At 41.7% G+C, this 20881-nt stretch carries 17 protein-coding genes; 11 read left to right on the top strand and 6 right to left on the bottom strand.

The window, feature by feature from the left end; all coding sequences use genetic code 11:
* The first annotated feature begins 175 nt into the window (after positions 1–175).
* The 6 genes from Q8W26_RS05780 (at position 176) to dsbC (ending at position 9280) form a co-directional block, all read left to right on the top strand.
* Positions 176–3862 carry an ATP-binding protein gene (locus Q8W26_RS05780; protein ID WP_101214250.1) on the top strand — a complete coding sequence of 1229 codons (3687 nt, stop codon included), beginning with the start codon at positions 176–178 and terminating at the stop codon, positions 3860–3862.
* Positions 3862–4482 (top strand): hypothetical protein, encoded by a 621-nt coding sequence (locus tag Q8W26_RS05775; RefSeq protein ID WP_101214249.1) that lies wholly within the window; start codon positions 3862–3864, stop codon positions 4480–4482. Before Q8W26_RS05780 ends, Q8W26_RS05775 begins: the two co-directional genes overlap by 1 nt.
* Positions 4482–5765, top strand: a complete 1284-nt coding sequence (locus Q8W26_RS05770; RefSeq protein ID WP_305472691.1) for a hypothetical protein — start codon at positions 4482–4484, stop codon at positions 5763–5765. Before Q8W26_RS05775 ends, Q8W26_RS05770 begins: the two co-directional genes overlap by 1 nt.
* Before the next feature lie 177 nt (positions 5766–5942).
* Positions 5943–7361: a replicative DNA helicase gene (dnaB, locus tag Q8W26_RS05765; protein ID WP_101214248.1), complete on the top strand. Its 1419-nt coding sequence runs from the start codon at positions 5943–5945 to the stop codon at positions 7359–7361.
* 8 nt (positions 7362–7369) lie between these two features.
* On the top strand, positions 7370–8446 hold the full coding sequence (alr, locus tag Q8W26_RS05760; protein WP_101214247.1) for an alanine racemase: 1077 nt from the start codon (positions 7370–7372) through the stop codon (positions 8444–8446).
* A 120-nt stretch (positions 8447–8566) separates the two neighbouring features.
* A complete protein-coding gene (gene dsbC, locus Q8W26_RS05755; protein WP_101214246.1) occupies positions 8567–9280 on the top strand; it encodes a bifunctional protein-disulfide isomerase/oxidoreductase DsbC in 714 nt (237 codons plus the stop codon).
* Between the two features lie 29 nt (positions 9281–9309).
* Here dsbC and Q8W26_RS05750 read toward each other — a convergent pair whose 3' ends face one another.
* From Q8W26_RS05750 to Q8W26_RS05740, 3 genes are read right to left on the bottom strand one after another with little or no spacing between them, the layout of a single operon-like run.
* Complete coding sequence (locus Q8W26_RS05750; RefSeq protein ID WP_101214245.1) at positions 9310–9519, bottom strand: hypothetical protein; 210 nt, start codon at positions 9517–9519, stop codon at positions 9310–9312.
* A 33-nt stretch (positions 9520–9552) separates the two neighbouring features.
* Positions 9553–9945 carry an STAS/SEC14 domain-containing protein gene (locus Q8W26_RS05745; protein WP_101214244.1) on the bottom strand — a complete coding sequence of 131 codons (393 nt, stop codon included), beginning with the start codon at positions 9943–9945 and terminating at the stop codon, positions 9553–9555.
* A 46-nt stretch (positions 9946–9991) separates the two neighbouring features.
* Positions 9992–10591: a protein-disulfide isomerase gene (locus Q8W26_RS05740; RefSeq protein WP_101214243.1), complete on the bottom strand. Its 600-nt coding sequence runs from the start codon at positions 10589–10591 to the stop codon at positions 9992–9994.
* 193 nt (positions 10592–10784) lie between these two features.
* On the opposite strand from Q8W26_RS05740, the gene recJ reads away from it, so the two are divergent.
* Positions 10785–12518: a single-stranded-DNA-specific exonuclease RecJ gene (gene recJ / locus Q8W26_RS05735; protein WP_101214242.1), complete on the top strand. Its 1734-nt coding sequence runs from the start codon at positions 10785–10787 to the stop codon at positions 12516–12518.
* 51 nt (positions 12519–12569) lie between these two features.
* Here recJ and Q8W26_RS05730 read toward each other — a convergent pair whose 3' ends face one another.
* The 3 genes from Q8W26_RS05730 to Q8W26_RS05720 are packed head-to-tail and all read right to left on the bottom strand — an operon-like array spanning position 12570 to position 14739.
* The gene (locus Q8W26_RS05730) at positions 12570–14162 is read right to left on the bottom strand and encodes a PepSY domain-containing protein (protein WP_305472687.1); all 1593 of its coding nucleotides are present in this window, start codon (positions 14160–14162) and stop codon (positions 12570–12572) included.
* Positions 14163–14164: 2 nt separating this feature from the next.
* On the bottom strand, positions 14165–14413 hold the full coding sequence (locus tag Q8W26_RS05725; RefSeq protein ID WP_101214240.1) for a hypothetical protein: 249 nt from the start codon (positions 14411–14413) through the stop codon (positions 14165–14167).
* Positions 14414–14415: 2 nt separating this feature from the next.
* Positions 14416–14739, bottom strand: a complete 324-nt coding sequence (locus tag Q8W26_RS05720) for a hypothetical protein (RefSeq protein WP_305472686.1) — start codon at positions 14737–14739, stop codon at positions 14416–14418.
* Positions 14740–14933: 194 nt separating this feature from the next.
* Between Q8W26_RS05720 and Q8W26_RS05715 the strand changes: the two genes are divergently transcribed.
* The 4 genes from Q8W26_RS05715 to Q8W26_RS05700 all read left to right on the top strand — a co-directional run bounded on the left by Q8W26_RS05715 (position 14934) and on the right by Q8W26_RS05700 (position 20449).
* Positions 14934–17258, top strand: coding sequence for a TonB-dependent receptor (locus tag Q8W26_RS05715; RefSeq protein WP_101214239.1), 2325 nt, complete (start codon positions 14934–14936; stop codon positions 17256–17258).
* Between the two features lie 182 nt (positions 17259–17440).
* Positions 17441–18538: a peptide chain release factor 2 gene (gene prfB, locus Q8W26_RS05710; protein WP_101214238.1), complete on the top strand. Its 1098-nt coding sequence runs from the start codon at positions 17441–17443 to the stop codon at positions 18536–18538.
* A gap of 90 nt (positions 18539–18628) precedes the next feature.
* On the top strand, positions 18629–20149 hold the full coding sequence (lysS, locus tag Q8W26_RS05705) for a lysine--tRNA ligase (protein WP_101214237.1): 1521 nt from the start codon (positions 18629–18631) through the stop codon (positions 20147–20149).
* A gap of 75 nt (positions 20150–20224) precedes the next feature.
* Complete coding sequence (locus Q8W26_RS05700; protein ID WP_101214236.1) at positions 20225–20449, top strand: hypothetical protein; 225 nt, start codon at positions 20225–20227, stop codon at positions 20447–20449.
* Positions 20450–20881 lie beyond the last annotated feature (432 nt).

The raw sequence follows: 20881 nt of genomic DNA, 5'->3' as shown, positions 1-20881 counted from the left end.
TTAGTGGCTAACTAAAACAGTGCTTAGTGAATAGAGCGAGAGATTTGCTATGATTTTGAACAGTTAAATGAAAGACACTTTAGAATAGTTAGATTGTTAATTGCACCACTTGTGCTTCAATATTTTCACTATATTATGTGGGCAATGGATTTAACTAGGTTCTTTTGAGGTATTTATGGCTAGCTTACGCCGTATCATTTTAATTCACACGCACTTACCCGGAGTTGTTGAGTTATCGCTAGATGGCCACACCAATATCTGTGGTACCAACGCATCGGGTAAAACGACTTTGCAACGATTAGTTCCGGTCTTTTTTGGTGAGTTACCAAGTAAGGTGGTGCCCAAAACACGCAGTAAGTTTGGGGATTTTTACCTGCCTCAGTCCAATAGTTACTTGGTCTATGAATACCAGCGTGAAGAAGGGCAGGTATGTCAGGCTGTCTTAACACATTCGCCAAAAGATGGAGTGCAGTACCGTTTTGTGGATGGCCCTTATGATAAGAGCCAACTACTGTATCAAGATCGTGATGGTAAAGTGAATGCGTTTGAGCCTGATCAGTGGTTAGCCCAGCTTAAAGTCCAGCAAATTGATAGATCACCGAAGCTTAATGCGACTAGTGAATTTCGTTCGATTATTCAAAATGATGTGTCAACGCTGCGCGGTAATACCAAAGATGGAATCAAATTGCGCCAATTAGCTGCACGTTACTCATTAGTTGCCCCCCGCCATAAGATTCGCCATCTTGAGAAATTGGTTAGTGCAGTGCACGCCAAAGAAGGCAAAATGGATACGCTTAAGACGATGTTGGCGGCGATCTTTGAAGAAGATGGATTAGTTCAACCGACCACGCGGGTTAAAAATACTAAAGCGCGTGAGTGGATTAAACAAATACGACAATCAATGCGTTTAAGTACTTTGGAGACACAACATGGCGATATTGAACAAATCGCTAATAAGCTTAATGTGGTCGAAGGGCAATTAGTACAATTAACCCCTTTACTGGTTGATGATTTAGGATTGAGTCGTACTCAGCATGCTGATCTGGATCAGCAAGAGAAAACGCTACGTAAACAAGTATCTGTTTTAAAAGGTGAGTTTAACCAGCGTGAAGCCGAGCTTAATAGTCAGTTAAGTCAAATTAAGGCCGAGTTGCAGACGACTGAGCAACGCCTAGATTTTATCCAAGGACGTTATGATGATTACATTGACAGTGATATGGAGCAGTTAGCCAGCGATGCAACCGCTTTGCCATTATGGATTGAACAATTAAGCGAGCAACAAAATCACTACCGAATTTTGCTTGAACAATATGGTGATTTGGAGCAACAGTTAAATCAGCAAAAGATCAGCCTGACCGACTCTCTTGAACGTTTGCTTCTAAAGAATCAAAAACAAATACGCGCTATTGAAGGCGAAAGAGAGCACACTCGTCAACTGCAAAGTGATAAACGAGATAGCTTACAAGAGCAATATAACGAGCGTAAAGAGCAACTAGCAAGTGAGTTTGACCATCAAATTTCAGAGTTTAGGCATCAACAAATTGAGCGCCAAACTCAGATTGATAACATGGGGCCGACACAGCAAGAGCAAGAAGAGCTTGCTTTAGCGGATAAAAGACTTGATTTGGTTCAGGATAAATGGCGTGAACTTAATCAGCTGGCGAATAAAGAGCAACGTGCGCATCAGCAAGCTCGCGAACAGCAGCAACACACGCAAAATGATCTAGAACAAGCACGTACAGTGGTGCACCAGCTATCTAAAAAGTTGCGCTTATTAGAGCAGCAAATTAGTCCTGAACAAGGCAGCTTACGTCACTATTTACGCGCGCACGTTGAAGGTTGGGAGAATACTGTTGGCAAGGTGATTAATGAGGAGTTGCTAGAACGTAGCGATCTCCAGCCACAATTAGGAGATGCTCAGGGAGCTGATTTATTTGGTGTTAAGGTTAGCCTTGCAGACATTGCTGCGCCTCATTACGCTCAAGATGAAGCCGCTTTGAGTATTGAAAAAGAGCAGCTTTGCTTGCGTCTTAGCAGTGCACAAGAGCAGCAGGGAGCTGCGGAGGCGGCTCTGACTTCACAACATCAAGTAGTAAAGTCGTTACTTGAACAGCATCAACAGGCAACGCAACGGGTTGCTGAAATTGTTACGGAAGTTGATTTTGCGAAAGAGTCTAAGGCTAGACTTCAACAAGCCATGCAGGCCTCATTAACTAAGCGTCGAGAAGAAGCGAGTGTTGGTTTGAAAGAAGCTAAGACACAAATCGAGCGCTTAAATCAAACGAAACTACAAAATTTAACACAGCTGAAAAGTGACCATCAACAGCAGATGCTGGAATTTAAAGCGGATTGGCAGCAAGAAATTGAGTACTTTTCGCAACAAATTGGTGAATTAGAAGCTCAAATTGATAGCAAACGTCAAAGCAATAAAACGCAAATAAAGCAGTTAGAAGATGCTTTTAAACGTGAGTTAGCTGACAAAGACATTGACCCTGCGACGTTAGAACAGCTAAAGACTGAGATAAAGCGCTTAGAGAAGAAAATCAGTGAGGTACGTTCGCGTCAAGATGAACTTCGTGAGTATCGTCACTTCATGGAAGTTGAATGGCAAAAGAACCGTCCTCGCTATTTAGAGCAAGAGGCAAGCTTAAAGTCACAGCGTCAGCAAAGTGAAGCACAATTAGCTCAGCAAAAAGCACAATTTAAAGTGGAGCAACAGCAGCTAGAGTCACAACGTGATGAGTTGCAAAGCCAAATGCATAGTTTAACTAAGTTAATCGAACGCTTAATGCTAGTCGTTGCTCGTTTAACCCAGCTGGTACTAGATAATTCATTGGCGGATGGCCTGAGCGCAATTAATGGCGATCAAAGTGAACGTTTAAGCCGTGCTATACAAGGCTTGGAGCAGCGTAGTAAGACTCAAACATCGTTAAAAGAGCAACTTAATCAGTTTGAAGCACAATTGGCTCTCGATGCCCAAAAACAGTTTTTAGATTTAATGACGAGTGAGCTTTCTCGCCTCGACCAAGAGGCAGATTTACGCCAACGATTACCAATCTTTAGTGACTTATTACGTATTTTAGCGGATCAACAGCGTCAAATTTTAGAGCAGGGGGAAACCATTGGTGGCGATCTCCATAAGTTCTTCACTGTATTTAGTGATATTAATCGTCGTATCTCTGGACAAAGTAAACGTTTGACTGCTGCCGTAGCGGATGATTTAACCTTGGATGGAATCAAGCGTTCGGAGGTTAGAATCATTTCAACGGTTGATGAGCTAAATTTTTGGTCACCATTGAAGCGTTTCGCCGCACTGTATGAGCAATGGCGTGAAACAGGCAAAGAGTTACCAAGTGACGAATACATTGATGCGCTAGCAGATGTGGTTGAGCTATTACGGGCTGATTCTAGTTATTCGATTGAGTCATTGCTACGTCTTGAGCTGCATTTAAATGAAGGCGGTAATGACTTAGTGATCAAAAATGATCGCCAATTACTTGAGTCATCAAGTCACGGTATGGCTTACCTGATCTTATGTAAATTTTTATTGGCATTTACCCGTTTGTTACGTGGTGAGGCGAATATCGCAGTACATTGGCCAATCGATGAGATAGGTACGTTAGCTTATCATAATGTTGAAAAGCTGTTTAATGCCTGTGACAGCAACAATATCTCTATCGTCGGGGCGTTTCCTAATCCAGAGTCAGACGTTTTAACCCTATTTAAACACCGTTACTTAATTGATAAACAGAAAAAACGTTTACAACGTATTGAGCCAAAAACAAATCGTATTGAAGCGCGATTGACCCAACAGCTTAATGCTGTACAAGGGGTGACAAATATTACTAAGGAGCTTAGCTAATGATTGAACATGGCCCGTTACTCGAAGCCTTATTAGCTGGGGCAAGTATTTGTCAGGTCACCGATGAAGAAGCGTTTCGTCGATTACAAGATGAGGTTGTTAGAGAAGAGCTTAATCATTTTCTACGTCCATTAAATAGGCGATTAGCGCAAAGTCAGGATGGCAGCGTGTTTTTTCTGGCCTATCAAGAACTCAATAGCACCGCCCGTGAACACTTAGGTAAAGAGTTTAAGCAAACGGTGCAGTCGTTATTGCCGCTTCTTGAATGGATGCAGCTAGTTCAGGAAGCGCTAGGGCGAGATGGTTCGCTCACCGCCGGGGATACGATCAAGTTTCAAGAGTTTGCACTGCGCACTGAAGATAACCAATCTTTACGTCAACGTTTTAATCAGCTGGCAGCCGATCGTTTCTTTAAATCAAACAGTGAGCAACTTGACCAACAGTTAAAGCAAGTCTTTAAGCGTCTAAAAGAAACTGGTTATTTACAGCAGCCGCATAAGGATCGCCAATATTATATTGTGACGGGGAAGATTGAGCAGCTGATTGAATTAGTACGTTTTATTAAAGACGAAGAATCACTTCCGCTTGATGATATGCCACAGCAAGAGTCGATGTTTTGATGGTGAGTTTAGTACCAAAAAAAGTAACTGGCTCAAACCAAAGTCCGCAGAGCCGTTTACATGCGTTGGGGGTTGAGCGACTAGGCTTGATAGGTAAGCACAGTGAACAGTTGATGCGCGCGTATTTACGAGGTCACTTTGACGAAGTTAGTGTCAATGAAAACGTGCTGGATAAGCTGGTTAAAGCGCGAATTCTACATCGCCCAGATGAGCAACAACCACTTGCCTTGCGACCTGATGTTAGTCGATTGATTGCCAGTCTGACTGAGGATGAACGCAAGCGCCAAGTTAACGCTGATGTTGCAGGGCAGATAGAACAAATTCGCACTCAGGTGAAACATTTCTCTGATGCGCAATATCGAGGCGATTATGTCGCCAGTGAGCATCACTTTCAGCTGTTAAGTGAACGTGTCCATGATATGACTGGGCAATTTAGCGATGCAATTGATAGTTTATGGAATCGCCTTAACTCTGACTTTGGCTTTGTGAGTAACCTTGCCGATAAAATTCGCGAAAATGAATTGGCACAAAAACAGTTACGCCGTTTACTCGATGGTTTTGAATTAATTGACTTTAATGAGCTGATTGAACTGGCACAAAACAGTGGGCCACTTCGAAAGTTATTAGTTAGTCAACTGCAAGTGACGATATCAGATCATTCAAGTTCTTTACTTGAAGTGCAAAAGCGTCTCGTTGAATTGATGGCGCGCTTTAGACAGCAGCAAGAGCGTGCGCAATTAATTACTAATATGGTAGCCTTTTTAAAGCAGCATCCAAACTTTATTGTCGGTGATTACACAAATCGAACACAGGTACCCGAATTAGTGAATCAAGCGGCGCCAATTATTGCTAGTGCAAGCATTGCTTTAGATAAAGTTGGGGAGCAGCAAGCTTTAGGTGATATGGTTCGTACTTTGGCCATTAGCACCAATGATTACAGTGAACCATTAGCAGCGGGCACCGAATTTGAACTTGAACAGGAGCTAGTGGTTGAAGCTCGTCATCAGCAGCTTAAAGAGGATGTCGAGAATTACTTTATAGCCGTGTTTGATGTCACTGAACCATTGAGCGCATTACAGCATCTAGCCCAACAGGCTTTAGAGTGGGATGCCGAGATGTGGTTATTCCAAGTGATAGCGGAGTTTGAAGGTTTAAACGCTAGCGTTCGTCAGCGTTTTACACTGCAAAAACTGTTAAAAACCGTCGATATGTTTAATCAGGTTGAAGTGATTGAAGATGTCGTACTACAAGTAAATCTACCTCAGTTAGTGGGGGAACCTTAGAAGCTGGTGGTATAAATTTGCCCCGTTATGTCCTTTTGAGTTCGCTTTAATTGGCAAAACTGGGCTCTTTCCTTGATTTAAATTCCGTTAGCTTGTTCACTTGGCGTTAAAAGAGTCGTTGATAAAATTAGCCAGTGTTAGATAATGGCATCATTAGACTTTTGGTAATATTCTCCCATGGCGCAACAACAGCAGTTCAAATCTAAAAATAAGAAACCGTTTAAACCCGATACGCAAGTCGAGGCGTTAAAAGTTCCACCACACTCATTAGAAGCTGAGCAGTCTGTGCTTGGTGGTTTGATGCTTGATAATGAGTCATGGGATCGGGTATCGGAACTTGTAGTTGCCGATGATTTCTACCGGAAAGACCACCGCATTATTTTCCGTTATATGCATGACTTGGTCGAAAGTGGTAATCCGATTGATCTAGTGACTTTATCTGAAGCGCTTGAGCGTGAGAATGAGCTTGAGTCGGTTGGTGGTTTTGCCTATATCGGTGAGATGGCAAAAAACACGCCTAGTGCAGCGAATATTTCAGCTTACGCCAATATCGTACGAGAACGTGCGGTGGTGCGGGATATGATTGGCGTTGCGAATGAAATTGCTGAAGCTGGTTTTGAACCAGAAGGGCGTGATAGTGCTCAACTATTAGACTTTGCCGAGGGTAAAGTATTTAAGATTGCTGAAAAGCGCACTAATGCCTCAGAAGGCCCGCAAGATATTAAGCAAATCTTGGGTAGTACTATTGATAAAATTGAAGAGCTTTATAATAACCCGCATGATGGTGTTACGGGGGTTTCAACGGGTTACGGTGACCTCGATAAGATGACGGCGGGTATGCAGCCATCGGATTTGATTATCGTTGCGGCTCGTCCATCGATGGGTAAAACAACGTTTGCGATGAATTTAGCTGAATATGCAGCGATGAATGAAGATAAGCCTGTGATTATTTTCTCTCTAGAAATGCCCTCTGAATCGATCATGATGAGAATGCTGGCATCGCTAGGGCGAGTTGACCAAACTAAAGTACGTACAGGTCAATTAGAGGATGACGATTGGGCACGCGTATCATCGACGATGGGCATTTTACTTGAGCAAGGTAAGATGTATATTGATGATTCGTCGGGTCTAACACCAACCGAGGTTCGTTCAAGAGCGCGTCGTATCGCACGTGAGCATGGCGGTGTATCAATGATTATGATTGATTACTTGCAGTTAATGCAAGTCCCAGCACTCGCTGATAATCGTACTTTAGAAATTGCCGAAATTTCACGTTCATTAAAAGCCCTAGCGAAAGAATTACAATGCCCGGTTGTAGCATTATCACAGTTAAATCGTGGTCTAGAGCAACGTGCGGACAAACGCCCGATTAACTCAGATCTTCGTGAATCAGGATCGATTGAGCAGGATGCTGATTTAATCATGTTCATTTATCGTGATGAGGTTTATAACGATGATAGTCAAGACAAAGGCACGGCCGAAATTATTATCGGTAAGCAGCGTAACGGACCTATTGGTAAATGTCGTCTAACCTTCCAAGGTCAGTTTTCTCGATTTGATAACTATGCTGGCCCCTCATTTGATGATGAGTATTAAGGGTTAATATGAGTACTGTTAATGCGCTAATTAGCCGCAAGGCAGTGTTACATAATTTTAATCGTATAAACTCTTTAGCACCGCATAGTAAAATTATTTCTGTGCTTAAGGCTAATGCTTACGGGCATGGCTTACTAGAAATGGCTAATATTTTAACTGACACCGATGCCATTGGTGTGGCGAGGCTTGAAGAAGCATTAGCCTTACGAGCTGGTGGTGTTGTTAAACCTATTTTACTACTTGAAGGTTTTTTTCAGCTATCCGATATAGAAATTTTACTGACAAATAATTTACAAACAGTCATTCATAGCCTTGAACAGGTAGAAATGCTTGAGCAGATCAGCTTATCCGGTCAGCTTAATGTGTGGTTAAAAGTTGACACAGGGATGAACCGTTTGGGGATCCATGCGCGTGAGTTTGAAGATATTATTCGTCGATTAAAAAATATCGATTATATTGCTCAACCCTTCAACTATATGACGCATTTTGCTTGTGCGGACGACCTTAATAACCCTTTTACTCAGCAGCAAGCAGAACAATTTTATCAATTGGTTGATGGGCAGGTAGGCGAACTTACCTTGGCAAATTCCGCAGCTATTTTAGCCTGGCCACAAACCCATGCTGATTGGATTAGACCTGGATTATTACTTTATGGCTGTTCTCCGATGATCAATCGCACCGGAAAACAAGATGGCTTTGAGCCTGCGATGACATTAACCTCAAGTGTAATTGCTATAAAGTCATTACAGGCGGGCGAGAAAGTAGGTTACGGTTCGAGTTGGTCTACCACGCAAGATACAACGTTAGCTGTTGTCGCTATTGGGTATGGCGACGGTTATCCTCGGCATGCGAAAACAGGCACTCCTGTACTCATTAATGGTCAGCGATTTCCGATTGTCGGTCGTGTATCGATGGATATGATTACCGTTGATATTGGCCTGCAGCATCAAGTTAGATGTGGCGATGATGTCACTTTATGGGGGGCTGAACTGCCTGTTGAGGAGGTGGCTCAATATGCTGACACCATCTGTTATGAGCTTATTTTACAGCTCACGTCGCGAGTTAATATTCAGTTTATCGATTAAAAAAATAACAATTGGCCTGTGTAATGAAATTTAAATGGGCTAATACGGTCTTATAGAACACGAGATGATTTTTTAAGTAAGTGTTACAATCATTTATTAGACAAAAAATTGAGAATGAAAATGAAATTAGTTAAATCATTATTAGTCACGGGGCTTATTGCAACATTATCATTTGGAGCATTAGCGAACGCAGACTCTTCAAATAAGCTTAAAACGATGCTAACGGCGAAGTTGGGCTTATCCGTTAGCTCAGTCAAACCAATGCCGATTGATGGTTTATTCGAGGTAATGACTGACCGAGGTATTTTTTATAGCTCACAAGATGGTCGTTACATTATGCGCGGTAATATCTTCGATACAGTTAATGGTTTTACAAATTTAACTGAAGGGGCTATGGCCAAGATGCGCAATGCTAAATTAGAAAGCTATGCTAGCTCAATGATTGTTTACCCAGCAAAAGACGAACAATATACAGTAACTGTATTTACCGATGTGGATTGTGGTTATTGTCGCCGCCTCCATTCTCAAATGCAGCAATATAATGATTTAGGTATTACGGTGCGTTATATGGCTTACCCTAGAGGTGGGCAGGATTCTAAAACGTGGGCATCAATGGAATCATTATGGTGTAGTAGTGATCAACGTAAAGCTATGGATGATTTAAAGTCTGGCACTGAGATTGCTCAATCGGTATGCCCGAACCGAATTCCCGATCATTATCAGTTAGGTGTCGAATTTGGCGTGACAGGTACACCAGCGATTGTCCTTGATGATGGTACACTTATCCCAGGTTATCAACCGCCTGCGAAGTTATTAGAAGTATTAAAAAGTTAATAAAAGAAGAGAGCCAAAAGGCTCTCTTTTTAGCTGTCTAACTCTAACTCTACTTTCGTACATCCTTTTTGGCAACTGATGTAAGCGACGCCTTCTACTGGCGGGGTTAGTGTTAATACTTGTTGGCAGTGCTCACAGTTAACTTTTTCACCACGGCATACTTTCTTGATGATGTTACGTTGTTGATGAAATGAGTTAGCGGCATCTCTGTTTTGCTGTGAAAAATCTATTTTTATCATAATTCTGATTTGACGTTATGCATTAAATTAAGCTTAATTATAATGATTGGCTACTGGTAAGGCTAGTGGATCTAACCAATGCAGTGCGTCATCTCTATTATTGAATACTTTAATAGGTATGTTGACATCTCTAGGGACTGAAGCCATAAAGTTGGCACTGAGTGTTGCCATGTTAGTTGGGGCGTAAATAGCAATACGTTTTATTTGCTTAAGAGTGCCACACTGGGTTTGGGCATTAAACTCCGTGGAGTAGGCATTGGTCTTATTGATGAGTAAACCAAAAGGATGTTGAAAACGAGCAAGTAAATAACCATGAAATTCGCTAACCATGGTTGTTGTTATCTCGATACCACCATCCACAACGACCTCGGCAAGGTCGTCATTAATAATAAAAATTTTCCCGAAAGATAAGTCATGATATTCCATTATCGTCACCTATTAAGCTTGTTGATTATTATGGGGCAGTTTGTAATTAGGTCAGTTCTTGCTTAACCGCATCTATAATCGTTGCGGGCTGCTTTAGATATAACGCATGGTTTAATAATACACCTTTATCACCCGTTAGTAATAGTAATGCTGGAAATGATGTTGTGCCAATAAAATCTTGCAATTCAGTTACATCGGATAAAGTGTCTTGTGCTTGGTTGTTTAGTTTATCTTTAAATATCTTAGCAGATGGCGATAACTTAAGCTGTTCGATAATTGGATCGAAGTCACTTGCCTGAGTAAATTCCACGCCTGAGCCAAAGTGTAATTGTTGTAATTGCGTTAGTGCAGGTAGTAACTTGTTTGGTTGCTTGTGCTGAATCCAAGCTAAAAAGTTCGCGCTTAGGGTTGCGTCTTTTGTTTGATTGGCTTGTGCTTGGTAAGATTGGCCAAAGGTGACAGTACTTTGATCTGTAATAGCGCTTAGTTGCTTCGCTGATAAGTGATCTCTGCCATCATAGTGCGCACAATGCCACGCGTAAATTTGCAAGTCTGGGAATGCTTGTTCCAGTTGAATAACTAAAGGTGTACAAGCATAACTCCAAGGGCAGTGTGAGTCATAAATAAAATATAAACTAGGGTTCATTAAAGAGATCCTTGATCAGCAAAGAGACGCATGTTGTTTTTGATTACGAACATTATTAACCCTCGATCTTAGTCAAGTTAGTCGTTGTAATCAATGGCTTCCTTGTTTATTGATCACGCTTTGCTACTTCTTTGCCTGATCATTTGTGATGCGTGTTATTCTATGGCTTTATTTTTATTTGTAAGGTTTTGTTGTGACTCCTATCATTGAGCGCCGTAAGGCAGGAGACTGTTCTCATCTTCATTTTATTTCGCAGCCATTATTGCAGCGAGTTTATGCCGCAAGGGGGATCTCTCAAGCGAGTGAGCTTGAGTACCAACTCAAAAACTTACTTAATCCCAATACTCTAAAAGATAGCGATAAAGCCGCTCAACTGCTATTTGAAGCCATTAAGTCTAATAACAAAATCACTATTGTTGGTGACTTTGATGCTGATGGCGCGACATCTACCGCTTTGTCATTGCTAACATTACGTCGTTTTGGTGCTACTAATGTTGATTACATTGTGCCTAATCGCTTCGATTTTGGTTATGGTCTGTCAACCCCGATTGTTGATATTGCCCATCAGCAAGGCACGCAGTTGATTATGACGGTGGATAATGGGATCTCGTCTATCGATGGGGTTGCGCGGGCGCAAGCATTAGGAATAAAAGTAGTTGTTACCGATCATCACCTTGCGGGTCAGCAACTGCCACAAGCTGATGCAATCGTGAACCCGAATCAACCTGACTGCTCATTTTTGAGTAAAAACCTGGCGGGGGTTGGTGTCGCGTTTTACGTGATGTTGGCACTGCGTGCATTAATGCGTCAGCAAAACTATTTTGCCCAGATGAATATACCTGAGCCAAATATGGCTGAGTTTCTCGATATTGTGGCGTTGGGTACTGTGGCCGATGTGGTGCCGCTTGATAGTAATAATCGTATCTTGGTTGAGCAGGGAATTACACGGATCAGAGCTGGTCGTTCACGTGTCGGTATTCAAGCGTTATTGGAAATCGCGAATCGTAATATCAGCCGCTGTGTGGCTAGTGACATGGGCTTTGCCATCGGCCCAAGGCTTAATGCCGCCGGACGCTTAGATGATATGTCGCTGGGTATCGAATGTTTAGTGACTGATAACCCTAATCATGCGAAAGAAATTGCTGCAGAGCTAGATGGTTTTAATAAAGATCGACGTGCCATTGAAGCGGGCATGCAGCAAGAGGCGCTGAAAATTATTGAGCAACTGCCATTTAGCCAAGGGGAAGGGGATATCCCTTATGCATTTGCATTATTTCACCCTGAATGGCATCAAGGAGTGAGTGGGATTGTCGCCTCAAGAATTAAAGAAAAGTTTCACCGTCCTGTTATTGTGTTTGCCGATAGTGGCGATGGAGAGCTCAAAGGCTCTGGCCGTTCTATTGAAGGGTTACATTTACGTGACTTACTCGAGCGCATTAATACATTGGAACCGGGGTTAATTCTAAAGTTTGGTGGCCATGCAATGGCGGCTGGCCTCTCAATTAAAGAAAGTGATTTTTCTCGGTTTGCTGAGCTTTTTGAGCAATTAGCCGCACAAACGCTCACCAGCGATCAGCTCAGTGGTAAGATATTATCAGATGGTGAACTAAGCGCTGGCGAGTTTAATTTAGAGCTTGCGACTCAGTTACGTCATGCAGGCCCATGGGGGCAAGGTTTTCCTGAGCCGTGCTTTGATGGCAAGTTTCGCGTGATTCAACAGCGAATAGTCGGTGAGAAGCATTTAAAGCTGGTGTTAGAGCCGGAAGGTTCTAACCTCGTGGTTGACGCTATCGCGTTTAACGTTGATACGCAAGTGTGGCCAAATCCAAATATCGAATGGGCAGAGGTTGCATATAAGCTTGATGTTAATGAGTTTAGAAACCAGCAAAGTTTGCAATTGATGGTTGAGCATATTACGCCACACTAATGGCTATAGATGATAAAAGGGCAGTGATGGTTACATCACTGCCCTATTTTTTTAGCCTCTGGTGAGAGACTGGGCTGTCGAAGCGGCTTCACTTGTTTGCTCAACGAAGGGCTTGGGCGCTTGAAAGCGGCGAGCAGTTAGGGCTAATACCACAGCACTAAGCAATAAGCCGATTTCTACGCCGATTGTTTGTTGATACCCTGCCTGCGATAAGGCGACAATTTTGTTTTGAAACAATACCCAGTCCAAGATGACGGTACTTATGAGTACAACGGCACTTAGGTTTAGCTGAATAGCAATGAGCTGTCTCGATTTTTCCTGGTTTTTAGGTAATAAAAATGCCACAGCACTGACTAATAACCCTAAATAAAAGCACAAAATAATAATATCCATACGCTCAACTATATTAATAGGAACCAAGCGCTCACTCATAAATGCAACACTGGTTGCCACGACAATCCCGACGCTGCCAACATTGGTGACGTAGCGAGCCATTGAAATTGCTCGCGCTGAATGATGGCGTCGTTTTTGTTGTTTCTCTATCCATAATAAGTTGCCAGTGACAATCAGGGCGCAAACAGCCAGACCTAGAATGAAATAGATTACGCGCAAATCTACATTGGCAAAGTTTGCATAATGCAGTTTCTTGAGTGTGTCCAGTCCCAGAACCAGTGTATTTGGGTTGCTGTCATCATGAACCGTTAGAGTGTGCCCATCAGCAAAAGAGTGGGTTGTCGTATATTGATAGCCAAACTCTTTTTCACTATTAGCACGGACTTCGATAACACCACTGGCATCACCGTAGTTATAAAATCGAATACGTTCTGGTTGTAATTGATATTTTGTTTCAAGATTTGACACTAGCTGCGCTAGATTGGCTCTTGACACGGGTTTGTCTTGCCACTCTGGTGCGATTTGGACTATCCCTGCATCATTCAAGAGTGCATCTTGATCACCTTTATAGAGAAGTAACGCAAAGGCTATTTGGTAAATAATGACTAAGTTAAAGATTAAGCCAGTAATTGCATACATGACGGTAAATGGAATGCTGATAACCCCGACCACATTATGCATATCTAATAGTTGCGTGCGTTTATGTTCGCCATTGCGATATTGAAAGAAGTTGGCGATAAACTTTCGTGCATGGATAAATATGCCAGATATTAGGGCAAAAAAGAAAAACAGGGTGATAAAACCAACAATATATAAGCCCCATGGCAAGTTTAGATCGTAGTGTAATTGGTATATAAAGTTGGCTAATTGAAACTTATCTCCTTCACTAATCACTTTGCCTGTCACGGGATCTAATAACAAACTGTCATAGTGTGGCTCTTGTGGTCGATCTTTTATATCGATATAGGCCCGATAAAAAGGAGAATGCGGCTGCGGCATGACTAAGGTGATGTGTTCTTTTCCATCGTAATCACGCCCCGCTAACGCATTATCAAGTATTGTATCAACGCTTACCTGTTGCTGATCTTTATGGTGAACGTCAAAATGAGGCTGCATTGACCACAAATTTATTTCACTGCGAAACAACGCAATCGAGCCAGCAAAAAATACGATAAACAATAAGCTAGAAATGATTAGGCCAATCCAACTATGGGCTTCAGTGAGATTTTTAATTAATTGTTTACTTAACATCGTTACACCAGAAATAAAGCATTCATTGCTACTGAAGGGACAAGTAAGATAGCGCATCGTTTTAATGCTTGTTTTGCAGATTCACTGGCATAGCACCATGTCATCACCCCTACCCAAATGGGGAAAGCGCATAGTAGTCCGATGAACAAACGGGTATCAATGGCGAAAGGCATTAAGTAGTTAATGTTTAACATCAATGAAATAGAGACAATGCAACCTACGAAGATTGCGATTAATGTTTTAGGCCACATAGTTATGCTCCGAGTAATGAGATGAACAGCAGGATGATTAAGCCATGGCAATACAAATGAGCGACTTTCAATTTGATATGGCCTAAAGTCAGTACAACGCTAATCCAGAACAGCATGACTAGACTCAAGCACAAGAGAATAGAGGCAGTAGGGGAGTAAGTTCCCATCAGTAAATAACTACTGACAACAAAGGAGATAATAAACACGGGCCAGGTCACTACTTTGGCTGCAGGATTAACTAAAACCTGTTGCTTATTACTCGATAAATAGGCAGCTAGACTACCCGTCCACAATGTTAACAAAGATAAAAAGAGTACTATATTCATACGTAATGCAAATGGTAATGATTTGTAATTGCGTGTAGTTTAGTTTGTTATCTATTTAATTGCTATAACAAATGTCAATTATTGAGTGTTTTTTCTTCTCATTATTTTCCTTGCTTAACTGATTTTTATTTGTATAATCCCTCCGAATTTTACTTGATGGTAATTGTTATCATTCGTATTTATGTTGAGGTGTTATGAAGGTTCGTTATTTGGTTGGTGCGATACAATTAGCTATTTTTAGTGGTTTTTCTGGGCAGGCAGCTGCTTTTTCTGCGGAGCAAACGGATAGCAAGATTGAAAAAATTATTGTGACTGGTCAAAAGATCGATCGCACGATTCAAGAAACTGCGACCAGTGTTGTCGTGGTGACTAAGAAGCAGATGGAAGAGCAAAACATTGAAACTTTTTATAATGTGATAGAGCGCTCTGCTAATGTTTCTGGCAGTTTGGAAGAGGGTGGCTTTAGTATTCGTGGGATTGATGCCTTCAATGTGTCGGGTGGCGGCAACAGTTACTTGGCGAGTGTTTATGTCGATGGCGCGGCATTACCACGTCGAATGATCCAAGAGGGCGGCTTCTCGACTTGGGATGTCAGTCAAGTTGAATTATTACGTGGTCCTCAGTCGACTTTACAGGGGCGCAACGCACTAGCCGGTGCTGTCGTGATGAAAACTGAACGTCCTGCTTATGAACCTGAAGCTAAATTAAGACTAACCGTTGGTGAACAAGGAAAACAAGGCATAGCGTTTGCTGGTGGCGACGAACTCGTCTCTAATGAAGTGGCATTTCGTTTTAGTGCTGAAAAAGCCTCTGAAGATGGCACGAACTATAATATTACTCGTCAAGAAGACAGTTACCCACAAGAAAATGAGACCTATCGGTTAAAATTTTTATACGAACCAGAGAGCCTTCCAGGTTTTTCGGCACAATTGGGTTATACCTATAGTGAAACTTTCCAAGGCTCCCCTGCAACTAGCACTATTTCAACTGAAACAATTAAAAATCGTTATGATATAGATGATGTTGCTACTGAATTAACAACAGAGAATCACCTCTACAACCTAGAGCTTGAATACGAAATTAATGATTATTGGTATTTGAATGCGGTCACTAGCTATACATTATCGAACTATTCATATCAGTGGGACGGTGATGGCACGGCTGAGCCTATCGGTAAATTAAATGGTGACCGTGATGATGATACATTAAGCCAAGAGGTTCGTTTTGTGTATCAGGATGACTCGATTTCTGCTGTCGTTGGTGCATATTTCTCAGACTTACAAGTCGATGATCAAAGCAGTGGAGAACGTTCCTCTAGCTTGAAGCAGTTAGGCGTGCCAAAGCTATTAGTTGCTCCTGCAGAGTTTGGTGGTTTGGGTTTGCCTGAGAGTTATGCCTCGCATATTCTATCTTTCTACGAGGGTTTTGATCCTGCTGTACTTAATGTACAAGGAGAGAGTGACAACATTGTTAGTAATGTTGCCCTTTTTGCTGATGCGACAGTCCGGCTAACAGAACAATGGGATCTAATCGCAGGTTTACGTTTTGACCGTGAACGTCAAGAAGTTGAGGGACATACTAATGTTGTCGTTAGTAATAAAGATAAGTTGCCAACGCCGAGTGAGCTAAATGTCGATCCAACAACAAAGCAGATCCTAACAGGGCTCAATGCACAGTTATTTGCCATGGCTGCCGCCGCATCACAGCAAGAACCTTTAGCTAAAGAAACGTTTAATGCCTTTTTACCAAAACTTGGGGTTAGTTATCATTGGAACGATGATATAACCACCAGTTTTATTGTCCAAAAAGGTTACCGTTCGGGCGGTGTGGGAACTAATACTGCAAAATCGACACGCTATACTTATGATCCTGAATATACGTGGAATTATGAAGCGTCATTCCGATCGGTATGGCTTGATGGGAGTTTAAGTGCTAATGCTAACGTGTTTTATCTGGATTGGAAGGATCAACAAGTTAATGTTCAGCTAGGGACCAATCGATTTGACTCTGAAACAAAGAATGCTGGTTCTTCGACGGTTAAAGGTTTTGATACTGAACTGTTCTATCAATTTAATGATGAGTTACGTATTTCTGCTGGTGTTGGCTATGCTAAGACTGAATTTGAAGAGTTTGTTGTGACGTTACCTACCGCTACCTTCGATTTAAGTGGGCGTAGTTTTGCCGGTGCTCCGACGTGGACGGGCAACTTGGGCTTAACTTATCAAAACGCAGAGGGTTGGTTTAGTAATATTAATGTTAATCATAGTTCGGACTCAAATACGATAAATAACCCTTGGACTGGCAATGTTCCTGAAACAGATAAACGCTTTGATGCACAAACGCCAGCGGTAACTTTAGTTAATGCTAGGGCGGGATATCAATGGGATAACTATCAAGTCCATTTAACTGCGACCAACTTATTAGATAAGGAATTCTTAACGTACCCTGACACTGGATACGATAGTCAAACCTACGGTAAGGAACGTCAAGTTAGCCTTCAGCTTCAAGCACAATTTTAATTCCACGTTTTGCTAGGTAAAGCCAATGCCGTTTCTTGTTAAGAAGCGGCATTTTTATTGGTGAAAAATAGCTATTCAACCTCCCTCCATATTCACATTTATCCGTTCAGTGGGTATATCTTCGCCTGATTTTTAGTTAGAATAGACGGCTTTTTTTAACCTTTAACCTTAAAGTTGCTTTAATGTTCGAAATCAATCCTATTAAAAATAAAGTTGATGATTTACGCCAACGCTCGGATGTATTAAGAGATTATCTTGATTATGAGCATAATAGTGAGCGTTTAATCGAAGTTACTCGTGAGCTGGAAGACTCTGCTGTTTGGAGTGAACCTGAGCGTGCACAAGCTTTGGGTAAAGAACGCGCAAGCTTAGAGGCTATTGTGAATACCATTGACTCGATGGAAAGCGGCCTTGAAGATGTTGAAGGGTTGGTTGAATTAGCTGTTGAAGCTGAGGATCAAGAAACCTTCGATGAAGCACAAAGCGAACTTAATGACCTTGAACTGCTATTAGAAAAGCTTGAATTTCGCCGAATGTTTAGTGGCAAGAATGATGAAAATGATTGCTATATGGATATTCAGTCGGGCTCTGGCGGTACCGAAGCGCAAGATTGGGCCGAAATGGTTCTCCGAATGTATTTGCGTTGGGGCGAAGCAAAAGGCTTTAAGGTTGAGCTTGTTGAAGTGACCGCAGGTGATGTCGCAGGAATAAAAGGCGCAACCATTAAATTTGCTGGTGAATATGCTCACGGTTGGCTGCGCACTGAAAGTGGGGTTCACCGCCTAGTACGCAAATCACCGTTTGATTCGAGTTCACGTCGCCATACCTCATTTTGTTCAGCGTTTGTTTATCCTGAAATTGATGATGACATTGAAATCGATATTAACCCGGCTGATTTACGGGTAGATACCTATCGTGCCTCGGGCGCGGGTGGACAACACGTTAATAAAACTGACTCGGCTATTCGTATTACGCACTTACCGACCAATACCGTCGTTCAGTGTCAAAGTGATCGCTCACAACATAAGAACCGTGCCTCAGCCATGAAGCAGCTGAAAGCGAAGCTGTATGAATTAGAAATTGATAAGCAAAATGAAGATAAGCAAGTACTAGAAGATGGTAAAGCAGACATAGGCTGGGGTAGTCAAATCCGCTCTTATGTTTTAGACGCTTCTCGAATTAAAGATTTACGTACAGGAATTGAAAGCTCTAATACGGGAGCAGTTCTTGATGGTGATCTCGACAAATTTATCGAAGCAAGCCTGAAGTCAGGTTTGTGATAAGTCCCAAGCAGACTTAAAGACAATGGCGCATCAGTGCCAACTAACAGACATTATATTTAAATATTGAATAACAGGAACACACTTACCATGAGTGACCAAAACAGCCCTGAAAATGAAGTTGAAGTAGTAGACGTAAATGAGCTGATAGCTCAGCGTCGTGAAAAGCTCAATGCAATGCGTGAAGCAGGGCAAGCTTTCCCTAATGATTTTCGTCGTACCGATGTTTCTGACGATTTGCATATCGCTTATGGTGGTAAAGAAAAAGAAGAGCTGGAAGAGCTTAATGTAGAAGTGGCAGTGGCTGGTCGTATGATGACTCGTCGTATTATGGGTAAGGCTTCATTTGCTACTATCCAAGATATGGGTACACGTATACAGGTTTATGTGGCACGTGATTTATTACCAGAAGGCTTCTATAACACCGAATTTAAAAAATGGGACTTAGGCGATATCATCGCGGCTAAAGGTACCCTATTCAAAACAAAATCGGGTGAATTATCAATTCGCTGTTCTGAAGTACGCTTGATGACTAAAGCATTGCGTCCTTTACCAGATAAATTCCACGGCTTATCAGATCAAGAGACTTGTTACCGTCAACGTTACTTAGATCTAATCGCTAACGAAAAGTCTCGTGAAGTATTTAAAACGCGTTCAAAAATTGTTGCGTTTATCCGTAATTACTTAACCCAAAAGAACTTCATGGAAGTTGAAACACCAATGATGCAAGTCATTCCTGGTGGTGCGACAGCTCGTCCATTTAAAACACATCACAATGCATTAGATATGGATATGTATCTACGTATTGCACCTGAATTAAACTTAAAGCGTTTAGTCGTCGGTGGTTTTGAAAATGTATTTGAAATTAACCGTAGTTTCCGTAATGAAGGTTTATCAACCCGTCACAACCCTGAATTCACTATGCTTGAATTTTATTGGGGCTATGCGGATTACAACATGTTGATGGATTTAACTGAAGACATGTTACGTGAACTAGCGATAAGCGTTAAAGGTACGTCTGCGGTACATTATCAAGGTAATGATTTTGATTTTGGTAAGAAGTTTGATCGCTTGACTGTTGTTGAAGCTATCTTAAAATACACACCGGGCACTACTGTAGAGCAAGTAAATGATCTAGAACAAGCCACTGCGATTGCAAAAGGCTTAGGAATTGAAGTTAAAGATAGCTGGGGCTTAGGTAAAATACAGATCGAGATATTTGAAGAAACAGGTGAGCATCAACTAATGCAACCGACGTTTATCACGGAATACCCAGCTGAAGTATCACCATTAGCACGTCGTAATGATGATAATCCGTTTATTACTGACCGTTTTGAGTTCTTTGTTGGTGGCCGTGAAATCGCTAACGGTTTCTCAGAATTAAATGATGCTGAAGATCAAGATCAACGTTTCCTTGAGCAAGTGGCACAAAAAGATGCTGGTGATGACGAAGCGATGTTCTATGATGCTGATTACATCACTGCACTAGAGTACGGGCTACCACCAACAGCAGGTGAAGGTATCGGTATTGATCGTCTAGTGATGTTATTCACAGATGCACCATCAATTCGCGATGTTTTATTATTCCCACATATGCGTCCAAGTGCATAAGCGAATAAACAACTCATCATAGAATTAAGAAGCCCTGTCAATTCAGGGCTTTTTTATGTCGATAGGTTTGAGAGAATGAAAGTAGCGTATAGAGTTATTCAAGTAGAAGGTGGTTATGATCTAGAAATAACCCATCAGCAAGATACTGCTGTGTTGTTTATTGGTGATAAACAACAAGCACAAACTATTGCGCAGCAGATCATCGCACTGGCAGAAGAGCGAAATGTAACTATTTTAGCGGCCTGTGCACTGTTTAATCAGGGAACAGCGATGTACCCGAATGAATTATTACCGTATTAACTTATGCTAGAAACCGTCTTCCAGTCACTAATTATGTTTATTCTTACAGTCACTAATTATGTTTATATTGAAAAATATTTCCTGGCAGGCTTAAGCTATGCTCCGCTCTAAGGGGGCAAAACGGCGCTAAATAATCTATTTGATGTGGTTTTAATGTTGTTTTGCTGGCTTTTTGAACACTTGGTAAATAAATTTAAAAAAGCCCTTGCCATGTGTCAGAAGATCCCTATAATGCGCATCCACTGACACGGGGAAGCAACTGCTAGAGCGCTAAGACACTAAGAGTCGAGGTAACTTGAAAGGCACTAGCAACACGAGTTAGCGAAGGAAAACGATTAGTTTAAAACGTTTTAAATCACTTTTTAAAAAGTGTTTTAAAATAAAGTAAAATTAAGTGTTGACTTCAACACTGGGAAGCGTATTATGCACCTC

Source organism: Psychrobium sp. 1_MG-2023, from assembly GCF_030689115.1.
In the GTDB taxonomy this organism is placed as follows: domain Bacteria; phylum Pseudomonadota; class Gammaproteobacteria; order Enterobacterales; family Psychrobiaceae; genus Psychrobium.
The sequence above is the reverse complement of the archived record's forward strand: the minus strand, read 5'-3'. Positions and strand labels throughout refer to the sequence as shown.

Excerpts from the sequence above, each read along its gene's own strand:
- Q8W26_RS05745 (WP_101214244.1), bottom strand. The coding sequence starts at position 9,945 with ATGGAATATCATGACTTATCTTTCGGGAAAATTTTTATTATTAATGAC.
- Q8W26_RS05725 (WP_101214240.1), bottom strand. The coding sequence starts at position 14,413 with ATGTGGCCTAAAACATTAATCGCAATCTTCGTAGGTTGCATTGTCTCT.
- alr (WP_101214247.1), top strand. The coding sequence starts at position 7,370 with ATGAGTACTGTTAATGCGCTAATTAGCCGCAAGGCAGTGTTACATAAT.
- Q8W26_RS05740 (WP_101214243.1), bottom strand. The coding sequence starts at position 10,591 with ATGAACCCTAGTTTATATTTTATTTATGACTCACACTGCCCTTGGAGT.
- Q8W26_RS05720 (WP_305472686.1), bottom strand. The coding sequence starts at position 14,739 with ATGAATATAGTACTCTTTTTATCTTTGTTAACATTGTGGACGGGTAGT.
- Q8W26_RS05730 (WP_305472687.1), bottom strand. The coding sequence starts at position 14,162 with ATGTTAAGTAAACAATTAATTAAAAATCTCACTGAAGCCCATAGTTGG.
- Q8W26_RS05775 (WP_101214249.1), top strand. The coding sequence starts at position 3,862 with ATGATTGAACATGGCCCGTTACTCGAAGCCTTATTAGCTGGGGCAAGT.
- lysS (WP_101214237.1), top strand. The coding sequence starts at position 18,629 with ATGAGTGACCAAAACAGCCCTGAAAATGAAGTTGAAGTAGTAGACGTA.
- dsbC (WP_101214246.1), top strand. The coding sequence starts at position 8,567 with ATGAAATTAGTTAAATCATTATTAGTCACGGGGCTTATTGCAACATTA.
- dnaB (WP_101214248.1), top strand. The coding sequence starts at position 5,943 with ATGGCGCAACAACAGCAGTTCAAATCTAAAAATAAGAAACCGTTTAAA.
- Q8W26_RS05700 (WP_101214236.1), top strand. The coding sequence starts at position 20,225 with ATGAAAGTAGCGTATAGAGTTATTCAAGTAGAAGGTGGTTATGATCTA.
- Q8W26_RS05770 (WP_305472691.1), top strand. The coding sequence starts at position 4,482 with ATGGTGAGTTTAGTACCAAAAAAAGTAACTGGCTCAAACCAAAGTCCG.
- Q8W26_RS05780 (WP_101214250.1), top strand. The coding sequence starts at position 176 with ATGGCTAGCTTACGCCGTATCATTTTAATTCACACGCACTTACCCGGA.
- Q8W26_RS05715 (WP_101214239.1), top strand. The coding sequence starts at position 14,934 with ATGAAGGTTCGTTATTTGGTTGGTGCGATACAATTAGCTATTTTTAGT.
- Q8W26_RS05750 (WP_101214245.1), bottom strand. The coding sequence starts at position 9,519 with ATGATAAAAATAGATTTTTCACAGCAAAACAGAGATGCCGCTAACTCA.
- prfB (WP_101214238.1), top strand. The coding sequence starts at position 17,441 with ATGTTCGAAATCAATCCTATTAAAAATAAAGTTGATGATTTACGCCAA.